22 protein-coding genes and 1 tRNA gene are annotated in these 24,367 nt (G+C 71.5%); 13 read left to right on the plus strand and 10 right to left on the minus strand.

What is annotated here, in order from left to right; genetic code table 11:
• The first annotated feature begins 82 nt into the window (after nucleotides 1-82).
• Both IEX31_RS07060 and IEX31_RS07065 read left to right on the plus strand, forming a co-directional pair.
• On the plus strand, nucleotides 83-1,882 hold the full coding sequence (locus tag IEX31_RS07060) for a DEAD/DEAH box helicase (RefSeq protein ID WP_229662167.1): 1,800 nt from the start codon (nucleotides 83-85) through the stop codon (nucleotides 1,880-1,882).
• Nucleotides 1,883-1,948: 66 nt separating this feature from the next.
• Nucleotides 1,949-3,373 (plus strand): MFS transporter, encoded by a 1,425-nt coding sequence (locus IEX31_RS07065; protein WP_188742728.1) that lies wholly within the window; start codon nucleotides 1,949-1,951, stop codon nucleotides 3,371-3,373.
• 160 nt (nucleotides 3,374-3,533) lie between these two features.
• Here IEX31_RS07065 and IEX31_RS07070 read toward each other — a convergent pair whose 3' ends face one another.
• A complete protein-coding gene (locus IEX31_RS07070; protein ID WP_188742729.1) occupies nucleotides 3,534-4,172 on the minus strand; it encodes a transglutaminase domain-containing protein in 639 nt (212 codons plus the stop codon).
• Nucleotides 4,173-4,388: 216 nt separating this feature from the next.
• Between IEX31_RS07070 and IEX31_RS07075 the strand changes: the two genes are divergently transcribed.
• A complete protein-coding gene (locus tag IEX31_RS07075) occupies nucleotides 4,389-4,685 on the plus strand; it encodes a hypothetical protein (RefSeq protein ID WP_188742730.1) in 297 nt (98 codons plus the stop codon).
• Between the two features lie 283 nt (nucleotides 4,686-4,968).
• Here the strand turns inward: IEX31_RS07075 and IEX31_RS19535 are convergent, their stop codons facing one another.
• Nucleotides 4,969-5,754, minus strand: a complete 786-nt coding sequence (locus IEX31_RS19535) for a PLP-dependent transferase (protein WP_373285506.1) — start codon at nucleotides 5,752-5,754, stop codon at nucleotides 4,969-4,971.
• A gap of 112 nt (nucleotides 5,755-5,866) precedes the next feature.
• Between IEX31_RS19535 and IEX31_RS07085 the strand changes: the two genes are divergently transcribed.
• Nucleotides 5,867-6,343, plus strand: coding sequence for an Lrp/AsnC family transcriptional regulator (locus IEX31_RS07085; protein WP_188742731.1), 477 nt, complete (start codon nucleotides 5,867-5,869; stop codon nucleotides 6,341-6,343).
• Between the two features lie 24 nt (nucleotides 6,344-6,367).
• Here the strand turns inward: IEX31_RS07085 and IEX31_RS07090 are convergent, their stop codons facing one another.
• Both IEX31_RS07090 and IEX31_RS07095 read right to left on the minus strand, forming a co-directional pair.
• On the minus strand, nucleotides 6,368-7,462 hold the full coding sequence (locus IEX31_RS07090; protein ID WP_188742732.1) for a VIT1/CCC1 transporter family protein: 1,095 nt from the start codon (nucleotides 7,460-7,462) through the stop codon (nucleotides 6,368-6,370).
• A 159-nt stretch (nucleotides 7,463-7,621) separates the two neighbouring features.
• On the minus strand, nucleotides 7,622-8,494 hold the full coding sequence (locus IEX31_RS07095; RefSeq protein WP_188742733.1) for a DUF3097 domain-containing protein: 873 nt from the start codon (nucleotides 8,492-8,494) through the stop codon (nucleotides 7,622-7,624).
• Nucleotides 8,495-8,590: 96 nt separating this feature from the next.
• Here IEX31_RS07095 and IEX31_RS07100 point away from each other — a divergent pair, with 96 nt between their 5' ends.
• Both IEX31_RS07100 and IEX31_RS07105 read left to right on the plus strand, forming a co-directional pair.
• Nucleotides 8,591-8,836 (plus strand): hypothetical protein, encoded by a 246-nt coding sequence (locus IEX31_RS07100; RefSeq protein ID WP_188742734.1) that lies wholly within the window; start codon nucleotides 8,591-8,593, stop codon nucleotides 8,834-8,836.
• 316 nt (nucleotides 8,837-9,152) lie between these two features.
• Nucleotides 9,153-9,581, plus strand: a complete 429-nt coding sequence (locus IEX31_RS07105; protein WP_188742735.1) for a hypothetical protein — start codon at nucleotides 9,153-9,155, stop codon at nucleotides 9,579-9,581.
• Between the two features lie 59 nt (nucleotides 9,582-9,640).
• Here the strand turns inward: IEX31_RS07105 and IEX31_RS07110 are convergent, their stop codons facing one another.
• From IEX31_RS07110 to IEX31_RS07130, 5 genes are all read right to left on the minus strand, one after another.
• Nucleotides 9,641-9,871 carry a YkvA family protein gene (locus IEX31_RS07110; RefSeq protein WP_188742736.1) on the minus strand — a complete coding sequence of 77 codons (231 nt, stop codon included), beginning with the start codon at nucleotides 9,869-9,871 and terminating at the stop codon, nucleotides 9,641-9,643.
• A gap of 225 nt (nucleotides 9,872-10,096) precedes the next feature.
• Nucleotides 10,097-13,555 carry an error-prone DNA polymerase gene (locus tag IEX31_RS07115; RefSeq protein ID WP_188742737.1) on the minus strand — a complete coding sequence of 1,153 codons (3,459 nt, stop codon included), beginning with the start codon at nucleotides 13,553-13,555 and terminating at the stop codon, nucleotides 10,097-10,099.
• Nucleotides 13,555-15,099 (minus strand): DNA polymerase Y family protein, encoded by a 1,545-nt coding sequence (locus IEX31_RS07120; RefSeq protein ID WP_188742738.1) that lies wholly within the window; start codon nucleotides 15,097-15,099, stop codon nucleotides 13,555-13,557. Before IEX31_RS07120 ends, IEX31_RS07115 begins: the two co-directional genes overlap by 1 nt.
• Nucleotides 15,096-15,821 carry a DnaE2-dependent mutagenesis accessory factor ImuA' gene (gene imuA' / locus IEX31_RS07125; RefSeq protein ID WP_188742739.1) on the minus strand — a complete coding sequence of 242 codons (726 nt, stop codon included), beginning with the start codon at nucleotides 15,819-15,821 and terminating at the stop codon, nucleotides 15,096-15,098. The genes IEX31_RS07120 and imuA' overlap by 4 nt, the downstream gene beginning before the upstream one ends.
• Before the next feature lie 131 nt (nucleotides 15,822-15,952).
• Nucleotides 15,953-16,036 (minus strand) — tRNA-Leu (locus IEX31_RS07130).
• A gap of 112 nt (nucleotides 16,037-16,148) precedes the next feature.
• Here IEX31_RS07130 and IEX31_RS07135 point away from each other — a divergent pair.
• Entirely contained in the window at nucleotides 16,149-17,474 is a 1,326-nt protein-coding gene (locus IEX31_RS07135; RefSeq protein ID WP_188742740.1) for a M20/M25/M40 family metallo-hydrolase, read from the plus strand.
• Nucleotides 17,475-17,511: 37 nt separating this feature from the next.
• On the plus strand, nucleotides 17,512-18,339 hold the full coding sequence (locus IEX31_RS07140; protein WP_188742741.1) for an undecaprenyl-diphosphate phosphatase: 828 nt from the start codon (nucleotides 17,512-17,514) through the stop codon (nucleotides 18,337-18,339).
• 176 nt (nucleotides 18,340-18,515) lie between these two features.
• Here the strand turns inward: IEX31_RS07140 and IEX31_RS07145 are convergent, their stop codons facing one another.
• Nucleotides 18,516-19,457: a proteasome assembly chaperone family protein gene (locus IEX31_RS07145; protein ID WP_229662168.1), complete on the minus strand. Its 942-nt coding sequence runs from the start codon at nucleotides 19,455-19,457 to the stop codon at nucleotides 18,516-18,518.
• A gap of 74 nt (nucleotides 19,458-19,531) precedes the next feature.
• Between IEX31_RS07145 and IEX31_RS07150 the strand changes: the two genes are divergently transcribed.
• The 5 genes from IEX31_RS07150 to IEX31_RS07170 are packed head-to-tail and all read left to right on the plus strand — an operon-like array spanning nucleotide 19,532 to nucleotide 24,326.
• Entirely contained in the window at nucleotides 19,532-20,206 is a 675-nt protein-coding gene (locus IEX31_RS07150; protein WP_229662169.1) for an HAD family hydrolase, read from the plus strand.
• Nucleotides 20,203-21,249, plus strand: a complete 1,047-nt coding sequence (locus IEX31_RS07155) for a tRNA (adenine-N1)-methyltransferase (protein ID WP_188742742.1) — start codon at nucleotides 20,203-20,205, stop codon at nucleotides 21,247-21,249. Before IEX31_RS07150 ends, IEX31_RS07155 begins: the two co-directional genes overlap by 4 nt.
• 43 nt (nucleotides 21,250-21,292) lie before the next feature.
• A complete protein-coding gene (locus tag IEX31_RS19440) occupies nucleotides 21,293-22,237 on the plus strand; it encodes an FKBP-type peptidyl-prolyl cis-trans isomerase (RefSeq protein ID WP_188742743.1) in 945 nt (314 codons plus the stop codon).
• A gap of 50 nt (nucleotides 22,238-22,287) precedes the next feature.
• Nucleotides 22,288-23,307, plus strand: a complete 1,020-nt coding sequence (locus tag IEX31_RS07165; RefSeq protein ID WP_308423487.1) for a helix-turn-helix transcriptional regulator — start codon at nucleotides 22,288-22,290, stop codon at nucleotides 23,305-23,307.
• Entirely contained in the window at nucleotides 23,307-24,326 is a 1,020-nt protein-coding gene (locus tag IEX31_RS07170; protein WP_188742744.1) for a helix-turn-helix transcriptional regulator, read from the plus strand. Before IEX31_RS07165 ends, IEX31_RS07170 begins: the two co-directional genes overlap by 1 nt.
• Nucleotides 24,327-24,367 lie beyond the last annotated feature (41 nt).

The following is a 24,367-nucleotide window of genomic DNA, read 5'->3' on the forward strand; positions in this document are numbered from 1 at the left end:
GTGCCGCTTCCGCAGCTGCGCCGCCGGTCCCGGCCGCGCAGCGGTTCGAGGATGTCGGAGCCCTCCGCTACGCTCGGATCCAGTGAACAATGCGACCCCCTCCGGCCACCTGCCGGGCACATCGGCCGCCGAACACCTTCCGCCCTCGTTCCCAGCGCGCGCGCCCAGGGGAACGGCGAGCAAGCTCCGTGCGTGGCAGGCCGAAGCCCTCGAACAGTACCTCGCCGAGATGCCCCGCGACTTCCTCGCGGCCGCCACGCCGGGCGCCGGCAAGACGACCTTCGCGCTGCGGCTGGCCGCCGAGCTCCGGGCGCGGCGGGTCATCGACCGCATCACGGTGGTCGCACCCACCGACCACCTGAAGCGGCAGTGGGCGGATGCCGCGGCACGCGCGGGCATCCGGCTCGATCCCGGGTTCCGCAACGCGCACGGGCAGAGCGCGCGGCACTTCCACGGCGTCGCGGTGACATACGCCCAGGTCGCCATGCGGCCGACGTTGCACCGGGAGCTCACGCTCTCGGGGCGCACTCTCGTGATCCTCGACGAGGTGCACCACGGTGGCGACACGCTGTCGTGGGGCGATGCGATCCGCGAGGCGTTCGAACCGGCGACCAAGCGGCTCTCGCTCACGGGCACGCCGTTCCGCTCCGACACGGCGCCGATCCCGTTCGTGCGCTACGAACCCGACGCGCACGGCGTGCGGCTCTCGAAGACCGACTACGACTACGGCTACGGCCGGGCGCTGGCCGACGGCGTCGTGCGTCCGGTGCTGTTCATGGTCTACGCCGGCCACATGCGCTGGCGCACGAAGGCCGGCGACGAGATGGAGGCGAAGCTCGGCGAGGACAACACGAAGGACATCACCTCGTCGGCGTGGCGCACCGCGCTCGAGCCCACCGGGGAGTGGATCCCCGCCGTGCTCGCCTCCGCCGACCGTCGTCTCACCGAGGTGCGGCACGGCATCCCCGACGCGGGCGGCCTGGTCATCGCGACCGATCAGTCGATGGCGCGCGCCTACGCTCAGATCCTCGAGAGGATCTGCGGGGAGTCCGTGACCGTCGTGCTCTCCGACGAGAAGGAGGCGAGCACGCGCATCGAGGAGTTCTCGAACAACACGCGTCGGTGGATGGTCGCAGTGCGCATGGTCTCCGAGGGTGTCGACGTGCCGCGCCTCGCCGTGGGCGTGTACGCCACCAGCGCGTCGACACCGCTGTTCTTCGCGCAGGCGATCGGCCGGTTCGTGCGGGCGCGGCGTCGCGGCGAGACCGCGTCGGTGTTCCTGCCCAACGTGGCGACCCTCATGAACCTCGCCGCCCAGCTCGAGCTGGAGCGCGACCACGCCCTCGACCGTCGCGGCGGCGACTCCGACGACGGGCTCGACGACAGCCTCCTCGAGTCCGCCAATCGCGAGGAGCGCGCGTCCGAGGAGGCCGGCCTCGGCACGTGGGAGGCCATCGGGTCGGATGCCTCGTTCGATCGCGTGCTCTACGACGGCACCGAGTTCGGCACGCTCGCCGAGCCCGGCACCGACGAGGAGTACGACTTCATCGGCATCCCCGGCATCCTCGAACCCGAGCAGGTCTCCGAGCTCCTCCGACACCGCCAGGCCCGGCAGGCGCGCCGCGCGGGGGAGCGGCGCAAGCACGTGCTCGAGCACGAGGATGAGCGACCCGAGCCGGTCGCCCTCTACCGCACCCTCAAGGAGCAGCGTTCGCTGCTCAACAGCCTCGTCGGGCTCTGGGCTCGCCAGACCGGCGCGCCGCACTCGCAGGTGCACGCCGAGCTCCGCCGCATCTGCGGCGGGCCGCCGGTCGCCCAGGCGACGGTCACGCAGCTGCAGGCGCGGATCGAGTTCCTGCGCAAGCGGCTCGGGAGTCGCTGAAGATACGAGCATCGGATGCCGCGACGACGGCCCCGGCGACATCCGCTCGTGTGCGAGCATGGCCGCATGGACCGCCGCACCCGCGTGCTCGTCGTCGCCATCGTGGTCTCGTTCATCGCCTTCCTCGATGGCGCGGTCATCAACGTGGCGCTGCCGGCCCTCGCGGCCGAGTTCGGCGGCGGGTTGGCGCTGCAGCAGTGGGCGGTGGACGCGTACCTGCTCACGCTCGGGTCCCTGATCCTTCTCGCCGGGTCGCTCTCGGACTCGTTCGGGCGGCTGCGCGTCATCCGCTTCGGGTTGTACGGCTTCGCCGCGACGTCGATGCTCTGCGCGCTCGCGCCCGACGGTGTGTTGTTCGTGCTCGCCCGCGCCCTGCAGGGTGCGGCTGGGGCGCTGCTCGTGCCGAGCTCGCTGGCCCTCATCATCTCCACGTTCCCGCACGCCGAGCAGGGCCGCGCGATCGGACGGTGGACGGCGTGGACGACCGCCGCCTTCCTCGTGGGGCCGCTGTTCGGCGGCGTGCTCGTCGACCTCGTGTCGTGGCGGCTCGTGTTCTGGATCAACTTGCTGCCGATCGCGGTCGTGTTGATCGTCATGCGTGCGCTCGGCCGTGACGAGCCGAACCCGTATCGGGAGCGCATCGACTGGACAGGTGCCGCGCTCGGCGTGGCGGGCCTCGGTGGTACGGTCTTCGCGCTCATCGAGTGCGGCCGATTCGGGTGGGGCTCGCCGGTCGTGCTCGTGCCCCTCATTGCGGGAATCGCTGCGCTCGTCGCGTTCGTGTGGTGGGAGCACCGCGCACCGCAGCCGATGCTGCCGCTGAGCCTCTTCGGCGCCCGCAACTTCGCGGCGGGCAACCTCGCGACGTTCTTCATCTACGCGTCATTCGCGCTCGGCCCGTTCGTGATGACCATCTTCCTGCAGGAGACCGGGGGATTCTCGGCAACGCTCGCCGGACTCGCGACGTTGCCTCCGACGGTGATGCTCGTGCTGCTCGGTTCATGGTTCGGCGAGCGGTCGACGCGGTGGGGACCGCGCATCCTCATGACACTCGGACCGATCACCGTCGCGGCAGGCTACCTGCTCACGCTCACCGTTCAACGCGAGCTGGACTACTGGCTGCAGTTCCTCCCGGGCATCCTGGTGGCCGGACTCGGCATGGCGATGACGGTGGCACCGCTCACCTCCGCGATCCTCGGAGCGGTGGATCCTGCACGTGCCGGCATCGGATCGGCCGTGAACAACGCCGTCGCTCGCATCGCGGGACTCCTCGCGGTGGCGAGCATCGGCGCCATCGTCGGTGCGCAGCTCGACCTCGACGGGTACCATCGCGCCGCGATCGCCGTCGCCGCGTTCCTCGTCGTCGGGGGTGCGATCTCCTGGATCGGCATCCGGAACCCGCCGCTCGCGACCGGCGCAAGCAGCTCTGAGCTTCCGTCGACGGCTCCGGCGCCGCCGCATCCGGGTGGGCGGCCGTCCGCATCGGAGTGACGGAATCCCGGGCGGACCAGTGGCCGGGTTGTCGCGTCGCCCCCATCCGCCATCCGCGACATCCCAACGTGAGCCGGTCGATGCAGACCACAGGACGAATGACCGCCACGCGGTCTGTCCGAGATTCGTCCCGACCGGGCGGAACCGCGGCAGCGCCGCCTCAGCCTCGGTCGGATTGACCTATCGTTGAACCGGTCGGTTCAGCGATACGACCTGCTGCCCTCCGAGCGGAATCCGTGCCCGGGCACGCGAACTTCTGATCGACGATCTTGTCGCTGTCGTCGAAGCGGAATCCTTCGTACGAGGCGAATATCCGATCAAGGGGCAGATCGGCGAACCAGCCATGGTCTTGGATGTATTCCATGTATTCAGAGCCGTCCCCCGAGAATGGATGCAGGACGGCGTCATGGACGCCGTCAAACTCGAGCGGCTCCACGCCGAACCGCGCGCACAGCTCGGCGTTGAACGCCGGAGTCGCCTTGACCCAGCGACCGTCGATCAGCGTCTCGGTGTAGCCGTGCCAGGGGAACAGGTCGCTGCCTTGCATCTTCTCCCGCAGCGTGTCGGTCTGCAGGTGATTGCGCACATCGGCGAAACCGAGTCGGGCGGGAATTCCCGCCGCGCGGGCTGCAGCCGTCAGAAGCACGGCCTTGGGCACGCAATACGCGCGCGTGGTCGTGGCCACGACGCTCGCGCGGAAGTCGCCGTCTGCCGCGGGAATCATGTACGGGTCGTACCAGATGCCGTCGCGCACGGCCACGAAGATNGTGAACGTCGGCTCAGTGGACTTCGCGCTCATCACAACTCCTACGTCGTACGAGCGCCCTGGCAAGGGCGCCGACGTGCGTTACTTTGCCAAAGAGTTCGCTCCCGATCCTGCAGCGGGGGAGGATGATCGTGAGAGTTCGGCGCTGTCGGCAACGACGCCGGCGCCGCACTGACCCGCGGGACGCCCGTCGGGCCGACCGATTCACGCGCAGCTCGGTTGCGATGACGCCGATAGGAGGACACGCCCATGGCCGGCGTTTCACATCTCGTCAGGGCGACGCTCGGGGGCGCGCTGCTGGCCAACGCCATCCCGCACGGGATCAACGGCATCTCCGGGCGGTCGTTCCCGACGCCGTTCGCCGCGCCGCCGGGGGTCGGCCTCTCGGCGCCCTGGGTCAACGTCGCATGGAGTTCGCTGAATGCGATGGCCGCAGCACTGGTGCTGCGCGGAGTGCGGCGCGACTTGGGCACCGGAATCGCGTTCACGGCAGGCGCGACCGGCACCGCGGTCGCGCTCTCCCGGTTCTTCGGAGCCGAACACTGAAGCACCGCGGACGGCCCGGACGGGCCGGCTGCCGGCCGGGCACCGGTGACGCGGCTGGAGGAGAACCGGCCGGGATGGGACTACCACGATGTCGCGCTCGTCGACGAGTCGAGCGGGCGGTTGGACACGCTCGGCGAGTTCCGGCGCACCCTCGTGTCTGCGGGGCTCGACGAACAGGTCGTCGCGATCGTCGGTCGTTCGACGACGGTCTCCGCACTGTGCGCACCCCCCTCTCGCCCGTATTCATCGACGGCGGGCACACCGACGAGCACGCGAACAACGACTACGAGGGCTGGCCGCGCTGAGTCATGGCGGAAGGCGCGCTCGTGATCCACGACGTCTTCACAGATCCGGCGGACGGGGGACAGGCTCCGTATCGCGTCTTCCACCGCGCGGTCGGAAACGGGGACTTCCGCGAACGCGAGCGCCTGGGCTCGATGCGCGTGCTCGAACGGGTCGGCGGAGACGCCGGCGGCATGTCCTCGACGTGTTCGAGGCCGATCGAGATCCGAACGATTCCGGCTCCGGGCTTCGCCTCTCCGGCCACCGGCCGGTGCGTGAGCGACGCGGGATGCTGCACCAGCGAGTCCAGCCGCCGAGCGAGACCGCGTGGGTCACGAGCTCGCAGGACTCGGTGGAGCGGGCGGCGGCGTTGTAACCATCCGCGAGCTCCAGCGCGATGATCGAGCCCGGGCCCGGGTGGGCGGCACGTCGTTCGGCGAGCACTCGCGCGGTCTCCTGCTGCGCGCGCGGTCGCAATGAGCGTCGCGGCGAGCGCCGCCATCCCGCTCGAGAATGCGACGGCACCCTCGGTGCCCTCCAGGCCCGCGAGCGACTCCTCGAACCGCGCGACGCCGGGATGCCACAGCCGCTGGTAGACGGCCGAGCGTCCCTCGCCCAGGTCGTGGCCCGTGGCGAGCTCCTCGTAGGAGAGGCCTCCTGTCTCCACCGACCCGAGCGGGTTGGTGGTGGAGAAGTCGATGACGGGCACGTGGGAACCGCTCGCCCGGACCCCATCCATGCCGCCGTGGACGGCGCGGGTCTCGAACTGCGACGACGATGTCTGCATGCCTCGAATGAAGCAGAATGCGCCACGAATCGCAAACTGATCGAAGGATCAGTACAATCGAGTCAGAATCTCGAAGTTCCTGCAAAGCGGACACGATGCCGGGAGGCCACCGATGGCGCAACGACCCGAACTCGACCGCGTCGACCGCGCCCTCCTGCAGGCGCTGTCGGCGAACGCCCGTGCGTCGGGCGCGGCCCTCGCCGCCGAGGTCGGCGTCGCCGAGTCCACCGTATCGCTCCGGCTCCGGCGACTGCAGAGCCTCGGCACGATCCGCGGCTACCGGGTCGACGTCGACCTCGCCGCGCTCGGGGCGTCGCTGCAGGCGCTCATCGCCGTCCGGCTCGTGAAACACGACCGCAGTGAGATCGACGCGTTCCGCGCCCAGGCGCCGCACCTGCCGGGCGTGCTCGGGGTCTTCCACATGGCCGGCGCCGACGACTACCTCATCCACGTCGCGGCGCGCGATGCCGAGGAACTCCGCGAATTCGTCGTCGCCTACCTCACGGGGCATCCGGCGGTCGCGCACACCGAGACGAACCTCATCTTCGAGCACGTCGACGGCGACGGCTGGAACAAGCTCGTCGGCTGAGCGCCGCTCGGCGCCGAGCGTCGCTCATCCCAGCGTGGTGCCGAACGCCAGACCGAGCAGGTACGTGACGGCCGCCGCGCCCAGGCCGATGCCCAGCTGGCGCAGCGCCCGCTTCAGCGGCGAGGCGCCCGACAGTAGGCCGACGATGGCGCCGGTCGCGAGCAGGGCGATGCCCACCAGGACGGTGGCGGTGACGACGGCCGTCGTGCCGCTCAGGCCGAAGATCCACGGCAGCACCGGGACCAGCGCGCCCGAGGCGAAGAAGGCGAAGCTCGACACGGCCGCCGACAGGCCCGTGCCGACCCCGTCGTCGTCGTGCGCCGCCACCGCGAGTGCGTCGGTCTCCAGCTGCCGCCCGGCGGCCTGCACACGCGCGACCACGAGCGCCGCGTGCTCGCGGGACTCCTCCTCGCTCATGCCGCGGGCGCGGTAGACGAGCGCGAGCTCGTTGGCGTCGATGTCGAGGTCGACGAGCGCCTCCCCGGTCGTCGGGTCGGGGGCGGATGCCTCCAGCAGCTCGCGCTGCGAGCGCACCGAGACGTACTCGCCGGCGCCCATCGACAGCGCACCGGCGAGGAGACCGGCGATCCCGGTGAAGAGCACGACGGGCGCCGGCACCCCGGTCGCACCGATGCCCAGCACGAGTGCGAGGTTCGAGACGAGCCCGTCATTCGCGCCGAACACGGCCGCGCGGAAGGTGCCCGCGAGTCGTCGCCGGCCACGGGCCGCGAGCCCGCGGACCACCTCGCCGTGGATTCGCTCGTCCGCCGCCATCGCGGCCGTGGCGTCGGGGTCGCTGGCATACGGCGAGCGGGCCTCGGCGCGCTGCGCGAGCGCGAGCACGAAGATCGATCCGAAGCGTCGTGCGAGCGCGCCGAGCATGCGTGTGCGCAGGTCGGCGCGAGGCAGTCCGTCGTCATCATCGCCGAGAAGGCTGAGCCAGTGCGCCTCGTGGCGGCCCTCGGCGGCGGCGAGCGCGAGGAGGATCTCGCGCTCCTCACCCTCCCGTCGTGCGGCGAGCTCGCGATAGACCGCGGCCTCCGCGCGCTCGTCGGCGAGGTACCGGCGCCACCTGGCCCGGTCGGCGGCGCTCCCGAGGCGCTGCTCGTCGTCGTTCATCGTGCTCCACACATCGTCGGCGGGAACGCGCGCAGGCCCGCTCGCCCCGTCACGTCGTCGCCGCCTCGGCGGCCGACAGCAACCATATCGGCGCGCCCGGCGGCATCCGGCCGGAATGTCGGGATTGGCAGCATTTCGGAGCGCCGAAGCGCCTGCGGTTCAGGACTCCAGCGGCGCCGTGACGAAGTCGATGAGTTCCTCGACCCGGCCGAGGAGCGCGGGCTCGAGGTCGCCGTAGCCGCGCACGCGACCGAGGATGTGCTGCCACGCCCGCGCGATGTCGGCCTGCTCGGCGTGCGGCCACCCGAACGCCTCGCAGACGCCGTGCTTCCACTCGGTGCCGCGGGGGATCACGGGCCACGCGTCGCGACCGAGGCGGGCGGGCTTCACCGCCTGCCAGATGTCGATGAACGGATGCCCCACCACGAGCACGTGCGCACCGTGCGGCCCGCGGGCGACCGCGTCGGCGATGCGCTGCTCCTTCGAGCCCGGAACGAGGTGGTCGACGAGGATGCCCGCGCGTCGCCAGGGGCCCGGACGGAACTCGTCGAGCTGGGCCGCGAGCACATCGACGCCCTCGAGGTACTCCACGACGACGCCCTCGATGCGGAGGTCCGCCCCCCACACCTTCTCGACGAGTTCGGCGTCGTGCCGGCCCTCGACGAAGATGCGGCTCGGCAGCGCGACGCGAGCGTGGGCATCGCGCACGGCGAAGGAGCCTGACGCCGTGCGGGCCCGGCCGGCCGGCGCCGTGGGCAGGGGACGCACGAGCTCGACTGCCTCGCCGTCGACCAGGAAACCGTGTCCGAGTGGGAAGAGCCGCTTCTGGCCGCGTCGATCCTCGAGCACCACGTGCTGCGTGTCGAGGCCCACGACCGCGCCGACGTACCCGTCGCCGGCGAGTTCGACGACGAGGTCGCGTTCGGCCGCGACCTTCGGGATCGTGCGTCGCCCCCGCGCGCGCCAGTCGCCGGCGAGCACGTCGTCGCCGTAGCGGTCGAGTCCATTCGAGTCGTGGGTCGTGGTCGGCACCGGACGAGGCTAGTCGACGTCAGCGGCCGGATGCCTCGGCGACACGTCAAGCCGTCGAAATCACGGCCGGGCGTCGGCAAGGCGACGCCGAGTGCGATGAACGGCGCCGTGAACAGTCGCTTGGCGGTGGGCGGCGGCGGCGTCGAGTCGGTGAATCGGCTCACGGCGAATAGGGTTCGGGACATGCGAGCAGAGGCCGTCGTTGTGGATGCGTTCAGGTACGACACCGATCTGCGATTCTGCGCGTTCGTGTTCGGAGAGTCCGAAGTCGCCGTCACCGACATCCTGGACGCCACCGTCGAGGAAGCGCTGGAGTCGGCCCGCGCGCTGTCGAAAGACTGAGCACAGCGCTGTATCAAGGAACGAAGACTGGCTTTCGCGTGACGAGGGGAGCCCGACGCCCGACGGCTGGATCGAGCGCGGCGACGCTCCTTTCCAACGATTGCGGTTCGAGCTCGAAACCATCGTCGAGATACGACCGGAGTACATGTTCTGACGACACGACTGAGGGATCCGGGGCAACAAGCGCCGACCGTCTGCATCGACTCCATAACGAATCGATCTCCGTTGTCGCACCCGGGCCCCGTCAGGACACGATCTCCGCATGAGGGCATCAGGTTGGGGTCGCCGCGCTGCTCGAGGGCCGGGTCATGTCGCAGTGGGCGTGATGGTGCTGGCCGGGCTGATGACGATGACGGGGTGCGCCGCGGGCGTGCCAGGCAACGGCTTCTTCGGGGACGGCTCTCGGGCCGACCGGGTGGTGAAGGGGGTGGCCTCGGACTGGGATGGGCCCGATCCTGATCTGCTCAACGGCCACCCGGTGGTCGGCTGGGTCAGCGATACCGAGTTCGGGGTGATCACGGTAGGCAGCAGCAGCAGCTGCCCGGCCGTTGCCGGCGAGCTCCAAGTCCTCGGCGCCGACGAGGTACAGATCGAGTTCGGCCTATCACCGCACGACCCCTGCACGGCAGACATGGCCGCGACGACGCACGTGTTCGTACTCCCGCCCGAGGTCACGGAGCGACCCGTGACCGTCACGGTGCAGTACGCGGAATATGAGACGGAGTACGTTCTCGAGCTCGAGTAGCCAGCCAGCGGATCGGGGGCCCGCTCGAGATGCGCCTGCAGGGGGATCCCCTCTGACGCCTACTCCGATCCGAGGCCGACCTGCCACCGCCGCTGTTCGCGTGCGAATAGCGCGGCGAAGATGGCCCATACTCCGATGTCGTCCGCGAATCCCAATGGGCCGAGTACGAGTTCGGGGATCAGATCGATCGGCGCGAACGTGTAGACAACAGCAGCGATCGCGACGACCCAAGTAGTCGGCGCGACACGGTGCTCACGGTCCTTGATCGCTTTGAGGAACCTCCACCACATGCATCCAGTGTGCGGCACAACGGCGGCGACGTCGAACGACTGCAGGTTCTCGCTCGAAGGCAAACCGCGACCCGGGCGCAGCGGTCCTTATGTCAGGGCGAAGCGGTCCTCATCTCAGCTGGGCGGGTCGGGAGATGGTTGCGCTCGAGTCGAGAGTGCCCTGCGCCCACCGCCGAATCATCGCCTTGACATTCGGACTGACCTGGTTCCATTCGACCTTGAGCGTCACCGGAAGTCGCGCGAGCGACCGGGCGCCGCAAGCACGAGCCGCTCGAACCGGTCGGCGACGAGGTTCGTGACGCCCTCGGGCGAACGCTCCAGGATGCCGCGCACGATCATCGCGGGCGCCTCGCGCGCCACCCGGCGGTACCGGGTCCACACGCCGACCCCGGCGATGACGTTGAGCGTGCCGGATTCGTCCTCGAGGTTCAGGAACGTGATGCCGCTCGCCGTGGCCGGACGCTGCCGGTGCGTGACGACCCCGCCGACCTCGACGCGCCGGCCGCTCTCCGCGTGGCGCAGCAGGTCGATGCGCACAGCGCCCCGCTCGTCGAGCCGATCCCTGACGTGCCGGATGGGATGGTCGTCGGGGGAGATGCCCGTGGCCCACAGGTCGTAGACCACCTGCTCCGCGTCGGTGAGCATCGGCAGGAGCGGCGGCTGCACGACGACGACCGACCCGGCGAGGTACTCCTCGCGGTCCTGCGCGGCCTCGCCGGCGAGCCAGAGCGCCTCGCGGCGTTGCAGGCCGAACCCCTCGAACGCGCCGGTCGCGGCGAGCGCCTCGAGCTGCTCGGCGCTCAGCGCGGCCCGGCGGGCGACGTCGGCCATGTCGCGGTACGGCCCTCGGGCGTCGCGCTCAGCCACGATGCGCTCCGCCACGATCGCGCCGATGGAGGAGACGTCGGCGAGCCCGAGCCGCACCGCGAAGGCGGCGTCGCGCCGGTGCTCGGCAGAGCGATCGGGGGCATCGCGGTGGAAGGCGCCGACGGGCGGCTGCACGGGGGTGGCGCACGCGGCCATGCCGGTCGGCTCGCGGCATCCGTCAGCTGAACCGTCGATCACACCGTCGACCGTACGGCCGCTGTCACGGGATGCCGCGCCGACCGCCTCGAGGCCCGCGCTCACGCCCGACCGGAGGATGTCGGGACGGAGCACCTCGACGCCGTGCCGGCGCGCGTCGGCCGTGAGTGTCTGCGGAGAGTAGAAGCCCATCGGCTGGGCGCGCAGCAGGGCGGCGAGGAACGCGGCGGGGTAGTGCAGCTTCAGCCATGAGCTCGCGTACACGAGGAGCCCGAAGCTCAGCGCGTGGCTCTCGGCGAAGCCGAAGTTGGCGAACGCCTCGATCTTCTCGTAGATCGCATCCGCCACGTCGGGCGCGATGCCGTTGCGGGCCATGCCGTCGTAGAGCTTCGCACGCAGCCGCTCGATCTTCTCGACACCGCGCTTGGAGCCCATCGCCCGGCGCAGCAGGTCGGCGTCGGCCGCGTCGCAGTCGCCGACGGCGACCGCCATCTGCATGAGCTGCTCTTGGAAGAGCGGCACGCCGAGCGTGCGCGCGAGCACGGGTTCGAGCTTGGGATGCAGGTAGCTGACGGGTTCCTCACCAGTGCGCCGCCGGATGTACGGATGCACCGCGCCGCCCTGTACGGGACCGGGGCGGATGAGCGCGATCTCGACGACGAGGTCGTAGAAGCAACGCGGCTTCAGGCGGGGGAGCGTGCCCATCTGCGCCCGGCTCTCGACCTGGAACACCCCGATCGAGTCGGCGCGGCAGAGCATGTCGTAGACCGCCGCCTCCTCCTTCGGGATCGTCGCGAGCTCCCACTCCTCGCCGGTCGCCTCACGCACGAGGTCGAACGTGTACTGGAGGGCGGCGAGCATGCCGAGGCCGAGCAGGTCGAACTTCACGAGGCCCATCCACGCGCAGTCGTCTTTATCCCACTGCAGCACGGTGCGGTTCTCCATGCGGGCGTGCTCGATGGGGCACACCTCGCCGACGGGCCGGTCGGTGAGCACCATGCCGCCCGAGTGGATGCCGAGGTGGCGCGGGAAGGTGAGCAGCTGCTCGGCGAGCTCGACCACGGGCTCGGGGATGTCGTGGTCGTCGGTCGACACCACGGCGCCCCATCGCTCGACCTGGCGCGACCAGGCGTCCTGCTGGCCGGTGGAGTAGCCGAGCGCCTTCGCCATGTCGCGCACGGCGGCCTTCGGCCGGTAGCTGATGACGTTCGCGACCTGCGCGGCGTTCATGCGGCCGTACTTCCCGTAGACGTACTGGATGATCTCCTCGCGGCGGTCGGAGTCGAAATCCACGTCGATGTCGGGCTCCTCGTCGCGCAGCGCCGACAGGAACCGCTCGAACGGCAGGTCGAAGTAGATCGAGTCGACCGCCGTGATGTCGAGCACGTAGCAGACCGCCGAGTTCGCCGCAGATCCCCGGCCCTGGCACAGGATGCCGCGGCTGCGGGCCTCGCGCACGAGGTCGTACACGATGAGGAAGTACCCGGGGAAGTCCTTCTGCTCGATGACGTCGAGCTCGCGGGCGAGGCGCTCGCGCACGTGCTCGGGCACGCCGGGGTAGCGCTTCGCGGCGCCCGTCCACACGAGCTCACGCAACCAGCTCATGGGCGTGTGGCCCGCGGGCACCTCCTGGCGGGGCAGGCGCGGGCGGGCGCTGCGCAGCCGGAAGCCCAGTTCCTCGGCGAGCGTCACCGAGCGCGCGACGGCGCCGGGGTACCGCTCGAACCGCCGTATCATCTCGGCGCCCGAGCGCAGGTGCAGGCCGTCGGAGGCCGTGAGCCAGCCGTCGAGCTCGTCGAGGCTGCGCCGGGCCCGCACCGCCGCGAGTGCCGACGCCAACCGGTGCTCGCCGGGGGTCGCGTAGTGCACGGCATTCGTCGCGAGGAGCGGCAGGCGGGCGCGCGCGGCGAGCTCCGCGAGCGCGTCGTTCGCGACCTGGTCGAGCGGGTGCCCGTGGTCGAACAGCTCCACGACGACGTGGTCGCGGCCGAAGAGCGCGACGAGGCGGTCGAGCGCGCGCCACGCGGCATCCGGCCCGTCGGTCGCGAGCGCACGCCGCACGGCGCCCTTGCGGCATCCGGTGGGCACCACCCACTCGCCGCCCGCGCGCTCGGCGAGCTCCTCGAGCGAATACACCGGCCGCCCCTTCTCGCCGCCCGCGAGCTGCCCGGCGGTGATGGCGCTCGCGAGCCGGTGGTAGCCCTCCTCGCCGTGCGCGAGCACGAGCAGGTGCTCACCCTCGGGGTCGGCGACGCCCATCTGCGGCTCACTCAGCCCGAGCGAGAGCTCGGCGCCGAACACCGTCTGGAGCTCGGGGAAGCTCTCGGCGGCCTCGGCGAAGCGGACGATGCCGTAGAAGCCGTCGTGGTCGGTGACGGCGAGTCCCGAGAGCCCGAGGCAGTGCGCCTCCTCGACGAGCTGCTCGGGCGTGGAAGCGCCGTCGAGGAAGCTGAACGTCGAGTGCGCGTGCAGTTCGGCGTAGGGCACGATGGGCCCGGCCGGCGCCTCGAGGCCGTCGGACGGGCGATACGGATGCCGCTTCCTACTCCACGCGGGACTGTCGCCGCCGTCGGCGATGACCGCGGACCCGCCCGGCCGCCGCCGATCGGAGAGCTTGCGCTCGAGCTCCGACCACGGGACGCCAGGGTTGTTCCAGCCCATCAGTCGTACCTCGCCTCGGCCCACCAGCCCTCGTGGTCGCGCACGAGGAGCCAGGCGCAACCGTCGTCGTCGACGATCTGGAACCGGTGCACGCGCTTGGCGTGCTCGGCGTCCCACCAACGCTCGACGACCGGCCACGGGCCGGCCCAGGCGCGCACCGGAGCCGCCTCGCCGCCGCCCACGGCGAACCGCTCGGGTGACGCGGAGATCGCCCCCCGCTCGTCGATGGCGACGGCGGAGCCGCGCTCGTCGAGGAGCGCGATCGGCAGCCGCTCGCGGAAGACGCTCGCGGGCGCGAGTGCGGGCAGGCTCCCGGGCCACGGCGCGTCGCTCGTGCGCTCGGGGGGTCGGTCGCCCCACGGCACGAGCACCTGCCGATCGGCGAGCATACGGCCCCCGCCGATCGCGGCGGTCACCACGGCCTCGTGCCCGAGCATGCTCTGCACGCGCGTGAGCCCGTGGTGCACGCGCTCGTCGGGGCCGCCGCCCCAGAGCCCCTCCTCGTGGTTGCCGGTCGAGTCGATGCGCTCGGGGATGACGCGCAACCGCACGATGGGGGAGGCGAGGCCCGCGTCGGCCGAGCCCGCGCCCTGCAGCTGCCAGCGGATGCGGTCGACGACGTCGGCCGGCGTGAACCAGCGCGGATGCAGCCAGCTCCGGCTCGAGTGCCCGCCGCGTTCGTCGTCGAGCTCGATGCGCAGGCCCGTGCACACGAGCCGCACGGCGCGCATGCGCTCGATGAACTCCTCGGCGCCCACGCGGAACGCGAACGCGAGCTGGTCGATGCGATCGAGCGGGGGCTCGAAGTGCAGCTCGGCCTCGAACTCGGGCGGCGGCGTGCGCGCGATGACGCGGGCCTGCTCGCGCCCGGCCGCTCGATCGTGCGCGAACGCGCCGGCCGCCCCGAACCGGCGCCGCACGTCGGCCGCGGGCAGGGCGGCGAACTCGCCGAGCGTGCGCACGCCGAGCCGGTTCAGCAGGGTGGCCGTGCGCGGGTCGACCACGAGCGCGACGGGGAGCGGCGCGATGAACGCGGCGGATGCCCCGGGCGGCACGATCCCGACGGGCGACTCGCGCGCGGCGCGCGCCGCCTGCTCGGCCGCGAACGGCCCGTCGGCGATGCCGACCCGCGCACCCGGCACCCCGTGCTCGGCGACGGTCGCGAGGAGGGCCGACGCCGCGGCATCCTCACCGCCGTAGTAGCGGGCGGGACCCCTCGCCCGCATCGCGAGCGTGCCCGGCCGGACGAGCTGCACGCCCGGCACGGCGGCTTCGACGGCCCGCACGATCGGCTCGAAGACGCGGGCGTCGAGGTCGGCGTCGTAGCCGTGCACGATGAGGCCGGGGGAGCGGTACTGCGCCTCGCGGAGCTTCAGTCCGCGGGCGACGCCGTCGCGACGCGCGGCCGGCGAGCAGGCGAAGACGAGGCCGGCCTCGGTGAGCGCGATGGGCGCGGTCGGGTCGAGACCTGTCTCACGACAGGTGGCGAAGACGGGCCAGTCGGGGCACCAGAGCACGATGGTGCGGCCGAGTTCGGCGGTCATCCGGTGGCCCTCCGTTCGAAGTCGTCGAGGGGGATCGGATCGGCGAGGCCGGGGGCAGGGCCCAGCGCCGCCGGCGCGAACTCGAGATGGCGACCGGGCAGCCGGAGGCGGGAGCGCGTGCGCCGAACGAACTCGCCGCGGCCGGCGACGCTCACGACGACCTCGCGTTCGGCGAGATGCCCGTGGCCGCGCTCGAGTCCCCGCCACTCGCTCGCCTCGACGCCGAGCCGGGCGTCGCTGCCGGGCCAATCGCCCGCGACGAGCAGGGTGGTGCCGCGCTGGCGGAGCCTCGCCTGGAGGCGACTCGACTCGGCGGGCGAGACCCTGCCCCCCGGCCGCACCGCGACGACGGGGATGACGTCGGCGAGCGCCGCGACGACCGTGAGCCACTGGCGTCCGGGATCGGGTACGAGCACCAGCCGGTCGAGGGCGATGCCGAACCGCGCGGCGGCCTCGACGCCGAACTCGGGCATGCCCGCCACCGCGACCCACCGACCGCTCGCGCTCGGCCCGGCGAGGAGCGCCATGAGCAGGGTTGTCGACCCCTCGACCTGCACGACCGTGCCCTCGCGGAGCGTGCCGCCCGGCAACACCTCGGCAAGGGCCGGATGCGTCGGCACGGCCTTGGAATCGAGGCGCGTGGCCTGCATCCCGCGGATGCGGGCCTGCAGCTCCTCGACGCGCGCCGGCCGAGGGCTTGGAGCGGCGTGGGGAGCGGTCATGGTCATACCCCAGTTTCGAACACATATTCGAATGAGGCAAGCCGGGAAGGCCGTCCGTCCACCCCGCGTTCGGGCCGCCCAAGAACGACGGAAGGCCCAGATCGGCACGATCCGGGCCTTCTCGCAACGCGTGCGCGAGGGGGGACTTGAACCCCCACGCCCGTTAGGGCACTAGCACCTCAAGCTAGCGCGTCTGCCATTTCCGCCACCCGCGCGTTGTCTCGGGCCCTAGATCGCTCGGTGGCCCGAGAGAAGACCTTAGCACGGATTCAGGGGGGCCTCGAACGCCGGTGGCCCGCCTCGATCGCCGCGGCTACGGTGAAACGCATGGCCTCCTCACCCGCAGTCCCGCAGCCGACGACCGAGCTCGAGGAGACTGCCGTGATCGCGCGGGATCTCATCCGCATCGACACGTCGAACTACGGCGAGGGGAAGGCCACGGGCGAGCGCGAGGCCGCCGAATACGTCGAGGCCAAGCTCGCCGCGCTCGGCCTCGCCCCGCAGCTGTTCGAGCCCGAGCCGCGTCGCACGAGCGTCGTCGCGCGCGTGCCGGGGCGCGACCCCGACAAGCCGGCGCTCGTGCTGCACGGCCACCTCGACGTGGTGCCTGCCGACGCGCGCAACTGGAGCGTCGACCCGTTCGCGGGCGAGATCCGCGACGGCATGCTCTGGGGTCGCGGCGCGGTCGACATGAAGGACATGGACGCCATGATGCTCACGGCGCTCGGCGACATCATCGGCGCCGGCTCCCTGCCCGAGCGCGAGATCGTCGTGGCCTTCTTCGCCGACGAGGAGGCGGGCGGCGGCCTCGGCGCGAGCTGGCTCGTCGACCACCATCCCGAGCTCTTCGCGGGCGCCACGGAGGCGATCAGCGAGGTCGGCGGCTACTCCATCACGGTCGGCGGCACTCGGGCGTACCTCTTGCAGACGGGGGAGAAGTCGCTCATCTGGGTCCGTCTCATCGCCCGCGGTGTCGCCGCGCACGGCTCTCGGCTGATCCGCGACAATGCCGTCACCAAGCTCGCCGTGGCGATCGCGCGCATCGGCCGCCGGGAGTGGCCGCTGCGGCTCACCGACACCACCCGCGAGCTCCTCGCCGAGATCGCGGGCGTGCTCGGCGTGGACCCCGAGCAGGTCTCGCCCGACGAGCTCGCACTCGCCACGGGCTCGGCGTCGGGGTTCATCACGGCCACGCTCCGCACGACCGCGAACCCGACAGTGCTCGACGCCGGCTACAAGCACAACGTCATCCCCGACCACGCCGAGGCCCTCGTCGACATCCGCACCCTGCCGGGCGAGGAGGACGCGGTGCTCGCCGAGATCGAGGAGCTCATCGGCGACGACATCGAGATCCGGATCGTGCATCGCGACATCGGGCTCGAGACATCCACCTCGGGTCCGCTGGTCGACGCCGTCAGGCGCACGATCGAGGTGCACGACCCGGGGGCCCCGGTCTTCCCGTATCTCCTGTCGGGCGGCACCGACAACAAGTCCCTGAGCCGGCTCGGCATCGCGGGCTACGGGTTCGCGCCGCTGCGCCTGCCCGCGGGCCTCGACTTCCCGGGCATGTTCCACGGGGTCGACGAGCGCGTTCCGCTCCACGCACTATCCTTCGGGAGGCGGGTCCTGCGCGACCTGCTCCTCGGCTACTGACCGCGACCGGTCTCGATCCACGACTCCCGGAAGGCGGATGTCCCAGTTGCTCGACGCGATAATCCTCGGCCTCGTTCAAGGCCTCACCGAGTTCCTCCCCATCTCCTCGAGCGCCCACCTGCGAATCCTGGGGGAGTTCCTCCCGAGCGCCCAGGACCCGGGCGCCGCGTTCACCGCGATCACGCAGATCGGCACCGAGACGGCGGTCGTCGTGTTCTTCTGGCGCGACATCACGCGCATCATCTCGCACTGGTTCCGATCGCTCTTCGGTCGCGTTCCGCGACACGACCCCGACGCGCGCATGGGCTGGCTCATCATCATCGGTTCGATCCCGATCGTCGTGCTCGGCATCCTCTTCCAGGACGAGATCGAGACGACGTTCCGCTCGCTCTGGATCGTCGCGACCATGCTCGTCGTCTTCGGCGTGATCCTGGGCCTGGCCGACTGGGCGGGCGCGAAGAATCGCTCACTCGACCGGCTGAACGTGCCGCACGGCATCCTGTTCGGGCTCGCCCAGGCACTGGCGCTCATCCCGGGCGTGTCGCGCTCCGGGGGCACGATCACCATGGGACTCCTGCTCGGCTACGCACGGCCCGCGGCGGCGCGATACGCGTTCCTCCTCGCCATCCCTGCGGTGTTCGGCTCGGGCTTCTACCAGCTCTTCAAGAGCTGGGGCGAGCCGGCCGTCTTCGGCCCGCTCGAGACCGGGGTCGCGACGCTCGTCGCGTTCATCGTGGCGATCCTCATCATCGCATTCTTCATGAGCTGGATCTCGAAGCACAGCTTCCTGCCGTTCGTGATCTACCGCCTCGCGCTCGGCGGGTTCATCTTCTGGCTGCTGGCCACGGGCACCATCGACGCCTGATCGCCCGGTGTGCCCGGGGTCGGCGTCCCGCAGTGGGCCGGCGTCGTTCCGTTCGCCGAGTCGCAGGACGACACGCCGATTCGCGCGGTGGGATGTCGGCGTGTCGCGCAGAAGTTCCTGCGACTCGCGAACGGCGACGCGGTGGGGCAGCGGATGCCGCAGCCGGCGCGTGCGGCTCAGGCGCCGTCGCGCGGGCGCCAGGGCTCGTCGCGCGGGCCGTCGCCGCGACCGTCGGCCCGGCCCTCGGGTCCGTCGCCGCGACGGCGCAGGTAGCGCTCGAACTCCTGCGCGATGGCCTCGCCGCTCGCCTCGGGCGCGTCGACGGCGTCGCGCGCCTGCTCGAGCTGGGTGATGTAGCCCGCCATGTCCTCGTCGTCGGCCGCGAGTTCGTTCACTCCGGCCTCCCACGCCTTGGCCTCCGCCTCGAGGTTGCCGCGCGGGATGCTGAGCCCCGTGAGCTCCTCGACCTTGCCGAGCAGGGCGAGCACGGCCTTCGGCGAGGGCGCGTTGTGCACGTAGTGCGGCACCGACGCCCACAGCGACACCGTCGGGATGCCGACGCGTTCGGCCTGGTCGGCGATGACGCTGAGGATGCCGACCGGTCCCTCGTAGCTCGAGCGGTCGACGCCGAGCGCCCGGCGCACCTCGGCGTTCTCGCTCGACGCGAACACCGAGAGCGGGCGCGTGTGCGGGGCATCCGCCAGCATCGCGCCCAGCAGCACGATGCCCTCGATGTCAGCGGTGAGCGCCGCGTCGACGAGCTCGGCCGCGAATCCCCTCCAGCTGCGAGCGGGCTCGGCGCCGATGAGCACGTGCAGCGAGTCCGCGCCAGGGCCGGTCACGCCCTCCTCGTCGTCCGATGTGGGCATGCCGCTCGGGCCGAGGATGGCCGCGCCGGGCCATTCGAGCCGGCCCATGCCGTCGTCGCCGGCGACGACCGTCGGGCGCGTGAACTGGTAGTCGAAGTAGAGCTCGGGGTCGACCGCGGCGATCTCGACGAGGCCGAGGCGATCGATGAGGAGCTTCGCGGCACCGGTCGCCGCCTCGCCGGCGTCGTTCCAACCCTCGAACGCGACGATGAGCAGCCTTCCGCCCTCGAATCCGGCCGGCTGTTTCACTCCTGGTGCCCCGCTTTCCGCCCGGTGGACCCGGGACACCTCCACAATAGGCCGTGCCCGTAGACTTGCGGGTTGTGACCACTCGCCTCCCCGCCGCCGTCCTCTGGGACATGGACGGCACCCTCGTCGACACCGAACGCTACTGGATGGCGGCCGAGGAGGAGCTCGTGGAGTCCTTCGGCGGCCGCTGGACGCACGAGGACGCGCTCGGCCTCGTCGGCAGCGGGCTGTGGGAGGCCGCGGTGGTCTTCCAGTCGGCGGGCGTCGACCTCGACGCCGACACGATCGTCGCCCGGCTCACCGCGCGCGTGCAGGAGCAGCTCGCCGGGCACGGCGTGCCGTGGCGGCCCGGCGCCCGCGAGCTGCTCGAGGCGCTGCGCGAGGCATCCGTGCCCACCGCCCTCGTCACCATGTCGGTGCGATCGATGGCCGACGACGTCGTGCGGGCGATCCCGTTCCGCGCGTTCGACGTGCTCGTCACGGGTGACGCCGTGCAGCACGCGAAGCCGCACCCCGGGCCGTACCTGAAGGCGGCGAAGGAGCTCGGCGTCGACGTGCGCGAGTGCGTCGCCATCGAGGACTCACCCGCCGGCCTCACCTCGGCGTGGGCGTCGGGTGCCGTCACGGTCGGCGTGCCGAACATCCTCGCGCTCGACGAGGCGCCCGCCCACGTGCTGTGGCCGACGCTCGAAGGTCGGTCGGTCGCCGACGTCGCCGCACTCCTCGACCATCGGGAGGCGCACGCATGATCGAGAGTCGCGGCGGGCGCAGCGGGCCGTTCCGCGCGGGCGACCGGGTGCAGCTCACCGGCCCCAAGGGACGCATGCACACCATCACGCTCGAGCCCGGCAGGCTCTTCCACTCCCACAAGGGCGCGATCGCGCACGACGACCTCATCGGCCTGCCCGACGGCTCGGTCGTGACCAACCAGACGGGTGTCGAGTACCTCGCGCTGCGGCCGCTCCTCAGCGACTTCGTGATGTCGATGCCGCGCGGTGCGGCCATCGTCTACCCGAAGGATGCCGCGCAGATCCTCGCCCAGGCCGACGTCTTCCCCGGCGCCAACGTGGTCGAGGCGGGTGTCGGCTCCGGAGCACTCGCGCTGTGGCTGCTCCGGGCGATCGGACCGACCGGGCGCCTGCATTCGTTCGAGCGGCGCGAGGAGTTCGCGGACGTCGCGCGCGGCAACGTCGCGACGTTCCATGGCGCCGACCCCGAGAACTGGTCGATCACGCTCGGCGATCTCGCGGAGTCCCTGCCCGGACAAGTGGCCGAGGCATCCGTCGATCGTGTCGTGCTCGACATGCTCGCGCCGTGGGAGTGCGTCGACGCCGTGTCGACCGCGTTGAAGCCCGGCGGCGTGCTGCTCTGCTATATCGCGACCGTGACGCAGCTGTCGCGGGTGGCGGAGGCCATCCGCGCGACCGGGTGGTACACGGAGCCGCAGGCGAACGAGACGATGGTGCGCGGCTGGCATGTGCAGGGCCTCGCCGTGCGACCCGACCACCGCATGATCGCGCACACGGGCTTCCTCGTCACGGCTCGCCGGCTCGCCCCGGGCACCGTGCTGCCCGAGCTCAAGCGCCGTCCGTCGAAGACCGAGTTCAGCGACGACGACGTCGAGGCGTGGACGCCGGGTGCGCTCGGCGAGCGCCAGGTGAGCGACAAGGCCCTCCGCAAGCGCGCGCGAGCAGCGGATGCCGCGGCCGCGAGCTCCCGTGCGGCCGAGCCCGATGCGAGCGCCGCCGATTCCGACGCCGGCGCCACCGACTCAGCGGGCGAAGCCGGGTAGGCTACCAACGCCCCTCCGCGACCCATCGAAGAATCGAGGATCAGTGCGCTCGTCATTCGTGCTCATCGCCACGGCCGGTCTCGTCGCCGTGACGCTCTCCGGATGCGCTTCGGCGCCCGCCCCCGAGGCGCAGGCCGGGCAGTCGTCCGACGTCGTCGTCGTGACAGGGGACTTCGGCGAGACGCCGAGAGTGGAGTTCCCGACACCGCTCGTGCCCGGCGAGACCCAGTGCGCCGAGGTCATCGCGGGCGAGGGCGAGCGGCTCCGGGAGGGCCAGCACGCGCTCATCCGCTACGCCGTGTACAACGGCGCGAACGGCGACCAGGTCGAGGTGACGGGGTACGGCGATCAGGATCCGGTCGAGGTGACCCTCGTGGAGGGGCTCATGCCCGGTCTGCGGAAGGCCCTCACGTGCGCGAACGAGGGTTCCCGGGTAGTGGCGGTGATCCCGTCCGACGACGGCCTGGGCGACGCCGGCAATGCCGCACTCGGCATCGCCGGCGGCGACAGCCTCGTGTTCGTCGTCGACGTGGAGCGTGCGTTCCTCACGCGTGCGGACGGCTCGGTGCGCCTGTCCCGGGACGGATTCCCCGCGGTCGTGCTCGCGCCCGACGGGCGCCCGGGCATCACCATTCCGAACAACGATCCGCCCGTCGGCGACACGAGCGAGGTCGCGGTCCTGAAGCAGGGCAACGGCCAGACCATCGAGGACGGCGACGCGGTGGTCGTGCACTACACCGGCGTGCTGTGGGATGACAGCAAGACGGTGTTCGACTCCAGCTGGGAGAACGGCCGGCCGGCGACCTTCGTCGTCGGCGAGGGTGGCAACGTGATCCCGGGCTTCACGACGGCGCTCGTCGGCCAGAAGGTCGGCTCGCAGATCGGCGTGATCGTGCCCCCGTCGGAGGGCTACGGCGAGGAGGGCAACGGCCAGGTGCCGGGCGGCGCGACGCTGTTCTTCGTGGTCGACATCCTGGGTGTCATCTGACTCGGTCGGCGACGGTCGGGGGCGGCCCCCGGATGAGTATGATCGCTCGTGTGGCTGGCGCAGCGGGCATGGGGGAGTCGAGGGTTCCGGTCGAAGACCGGCTCTTCAGCCTCGTGCTCGCGCTCCTCGCGACGGAGACCGGACTCCTGAAATCCGAGATCCTGTCGTCGGTGCGCGGCTACGCCGAGCGGTACGACGCATCGGGCGGCAACGCCAACCTCGAGCGCCAGTTCGAGCGCGACAAGGACGACATCCGCGAGCTCGGCATCCCGCTCGAGACGGTCGAGTCTCCCGACCGGCCGGGTGACAACCAGGCGCTGCGCTACCGCATCCCGAAGGGGCAGTACGACCTGCCCGACGAGGTGCGGTTCACGCCCGACGAGCTGACGCTCCTCGGCCTCGCCGCCGAGGTGTGGCGCGAGGCATCCCTGTCGGCCGACTCGCAGCGCGCGCTCACCAAGCTCCGCTCGTTCGGCATCGAGCCCCGTGAGCCCGTGATCGGATACGCCCCGCGCCTGCGCGTCCGCGACGCCGCGTTCGAGCCGCTGCGTCACGCGCTCGACCGTCGGCACGCCGTTCGGTTCCGCTACCTCAAGCCCGGCGAGGCGGAGCCGCGCCTGCGCACGGTGAACCCGCTCGCGGTGGTGTTGCACGAGGGGCGCTGGCACCTGCACGCGTACGACCGCGATGCGGCCGGTCCGCGCACCTTTCTGCTCTCCCGCATCGTGGGCGAGGTCGAGTCGGTGCCCGGCATGAGGTTCGACGCGCCGCCGCCCGGCATCCAGGACCGCATCCTCGCCGAGCTCGACGACCTGCGGCTCCGCCACGCCGCCGACCTCGCCGTCACGGCGGGCACCGACGCCGAGGTGCGTCTCGGCAAGCGCGCCGTGCTCCGTGACGAGGATGCCGGCGTCATCCGCCTCCACTACACGGATGCCGCGGTGTTCGCCGACGAGCTCGCCGCGTACGGTCCCGAGGTGCGCGTCATCAACCCCGCGTCGCTGCGGGAGGCCGTACGCGGCCGCCTCGCCGCCGTCGCCGCAACCCATCGCGACGAAGGAGCCGCGTGATGGCCACGCGCCGCGCCAGGCCGCTGAAGGCGCCCGACAAGCTCGTCTTCCTGCTCTCGTTCGTGCCGTACCTGCTCGAGCAGCGCGTCGTCGCCGTGCCGGAGGCGGCGGCACACTTCGGCATGACGGACGACGAGATCCGAGACGCGGTGCGGCTCATCGCGACGTCGGGCCTGCCCGGATCCACGGGCACGTACCAGCCCAACGACCTGTTCGACATCGACTGGGACGCGTTCGAGGACGACGACGTCATCGTCATCGTGCACCACGTCGCGATCGACGACGCGCCGCGGCTCTCGGCACGCGAGGCGGCGGCGCTCATCGCGGGCCTCCAGTACCTCTCCGCGTCACCCGAGAACCAGGGCAGCGCGTCACTCGCCTCGCTCATGGCGAAGCTCACCGCTGGCGCCTCCGCGGCACCGAGCCGGCTCGCCGTCGCCGAGACCGAGGCGGACGCGTCGCTCGCCCTCATCCGCGGGGCCGTGTCGGTGGGCCGTCAGATCGAGTTCGACTACCTGAACGCCCGGGGCGAGGGGAGCCGGCGTCGCGCCGACCCTCTGCGGATCATCTCGCAGGACGCCGACTGGTACCTGCAGGCCTACTGCCACACGCGCGAGGACGTGCGCAACTTCCGCGTCGACCGCATGAGCGACCTCGTGCTCACCGACGAGCCCGTCGGCGACCACTCGCAGCACGCGGTGCCGGACACGCTGTTCCAGCGTTCGGACTCCGACCTCGACGTCGTGGTCGACGTGTCGCCGTCGACACTGTCGCTCCTCGCCGACTACCTGGCCGACTCGCGCGCGCGTGAGGTCGGCGGACGCCTTCGGGTCACGCTGCGCCTCGCGCACGTGCACGGGCTGAAGCGCCTCGTCGCCGGCCTCCCGGGCCTCGTCACGGTCGTCTCGCCGCCCGAGGCGCGCGCCGCGGTCGCGGAGTGGGCGGAGGCGGGCCTCGCCGGATATCGCGAGGTTGAGGCATCCGAGATCCCCCGAACGACGGGCAGCGACGACATCTAGCCTCGCCGGCAGCGGACGATCGACCGATCGTTCGTTCCGCA

This window comes from Agromyces bauzanensis (assembly GCF_014645655.1).
Taxonomy (GTDB): domain Bacteria; phylum Actinomycetota; class Actinomycetes; order Actinomycetales; family Microbacteriaceae; genus Agromyces; species Agromyces bauzanensis.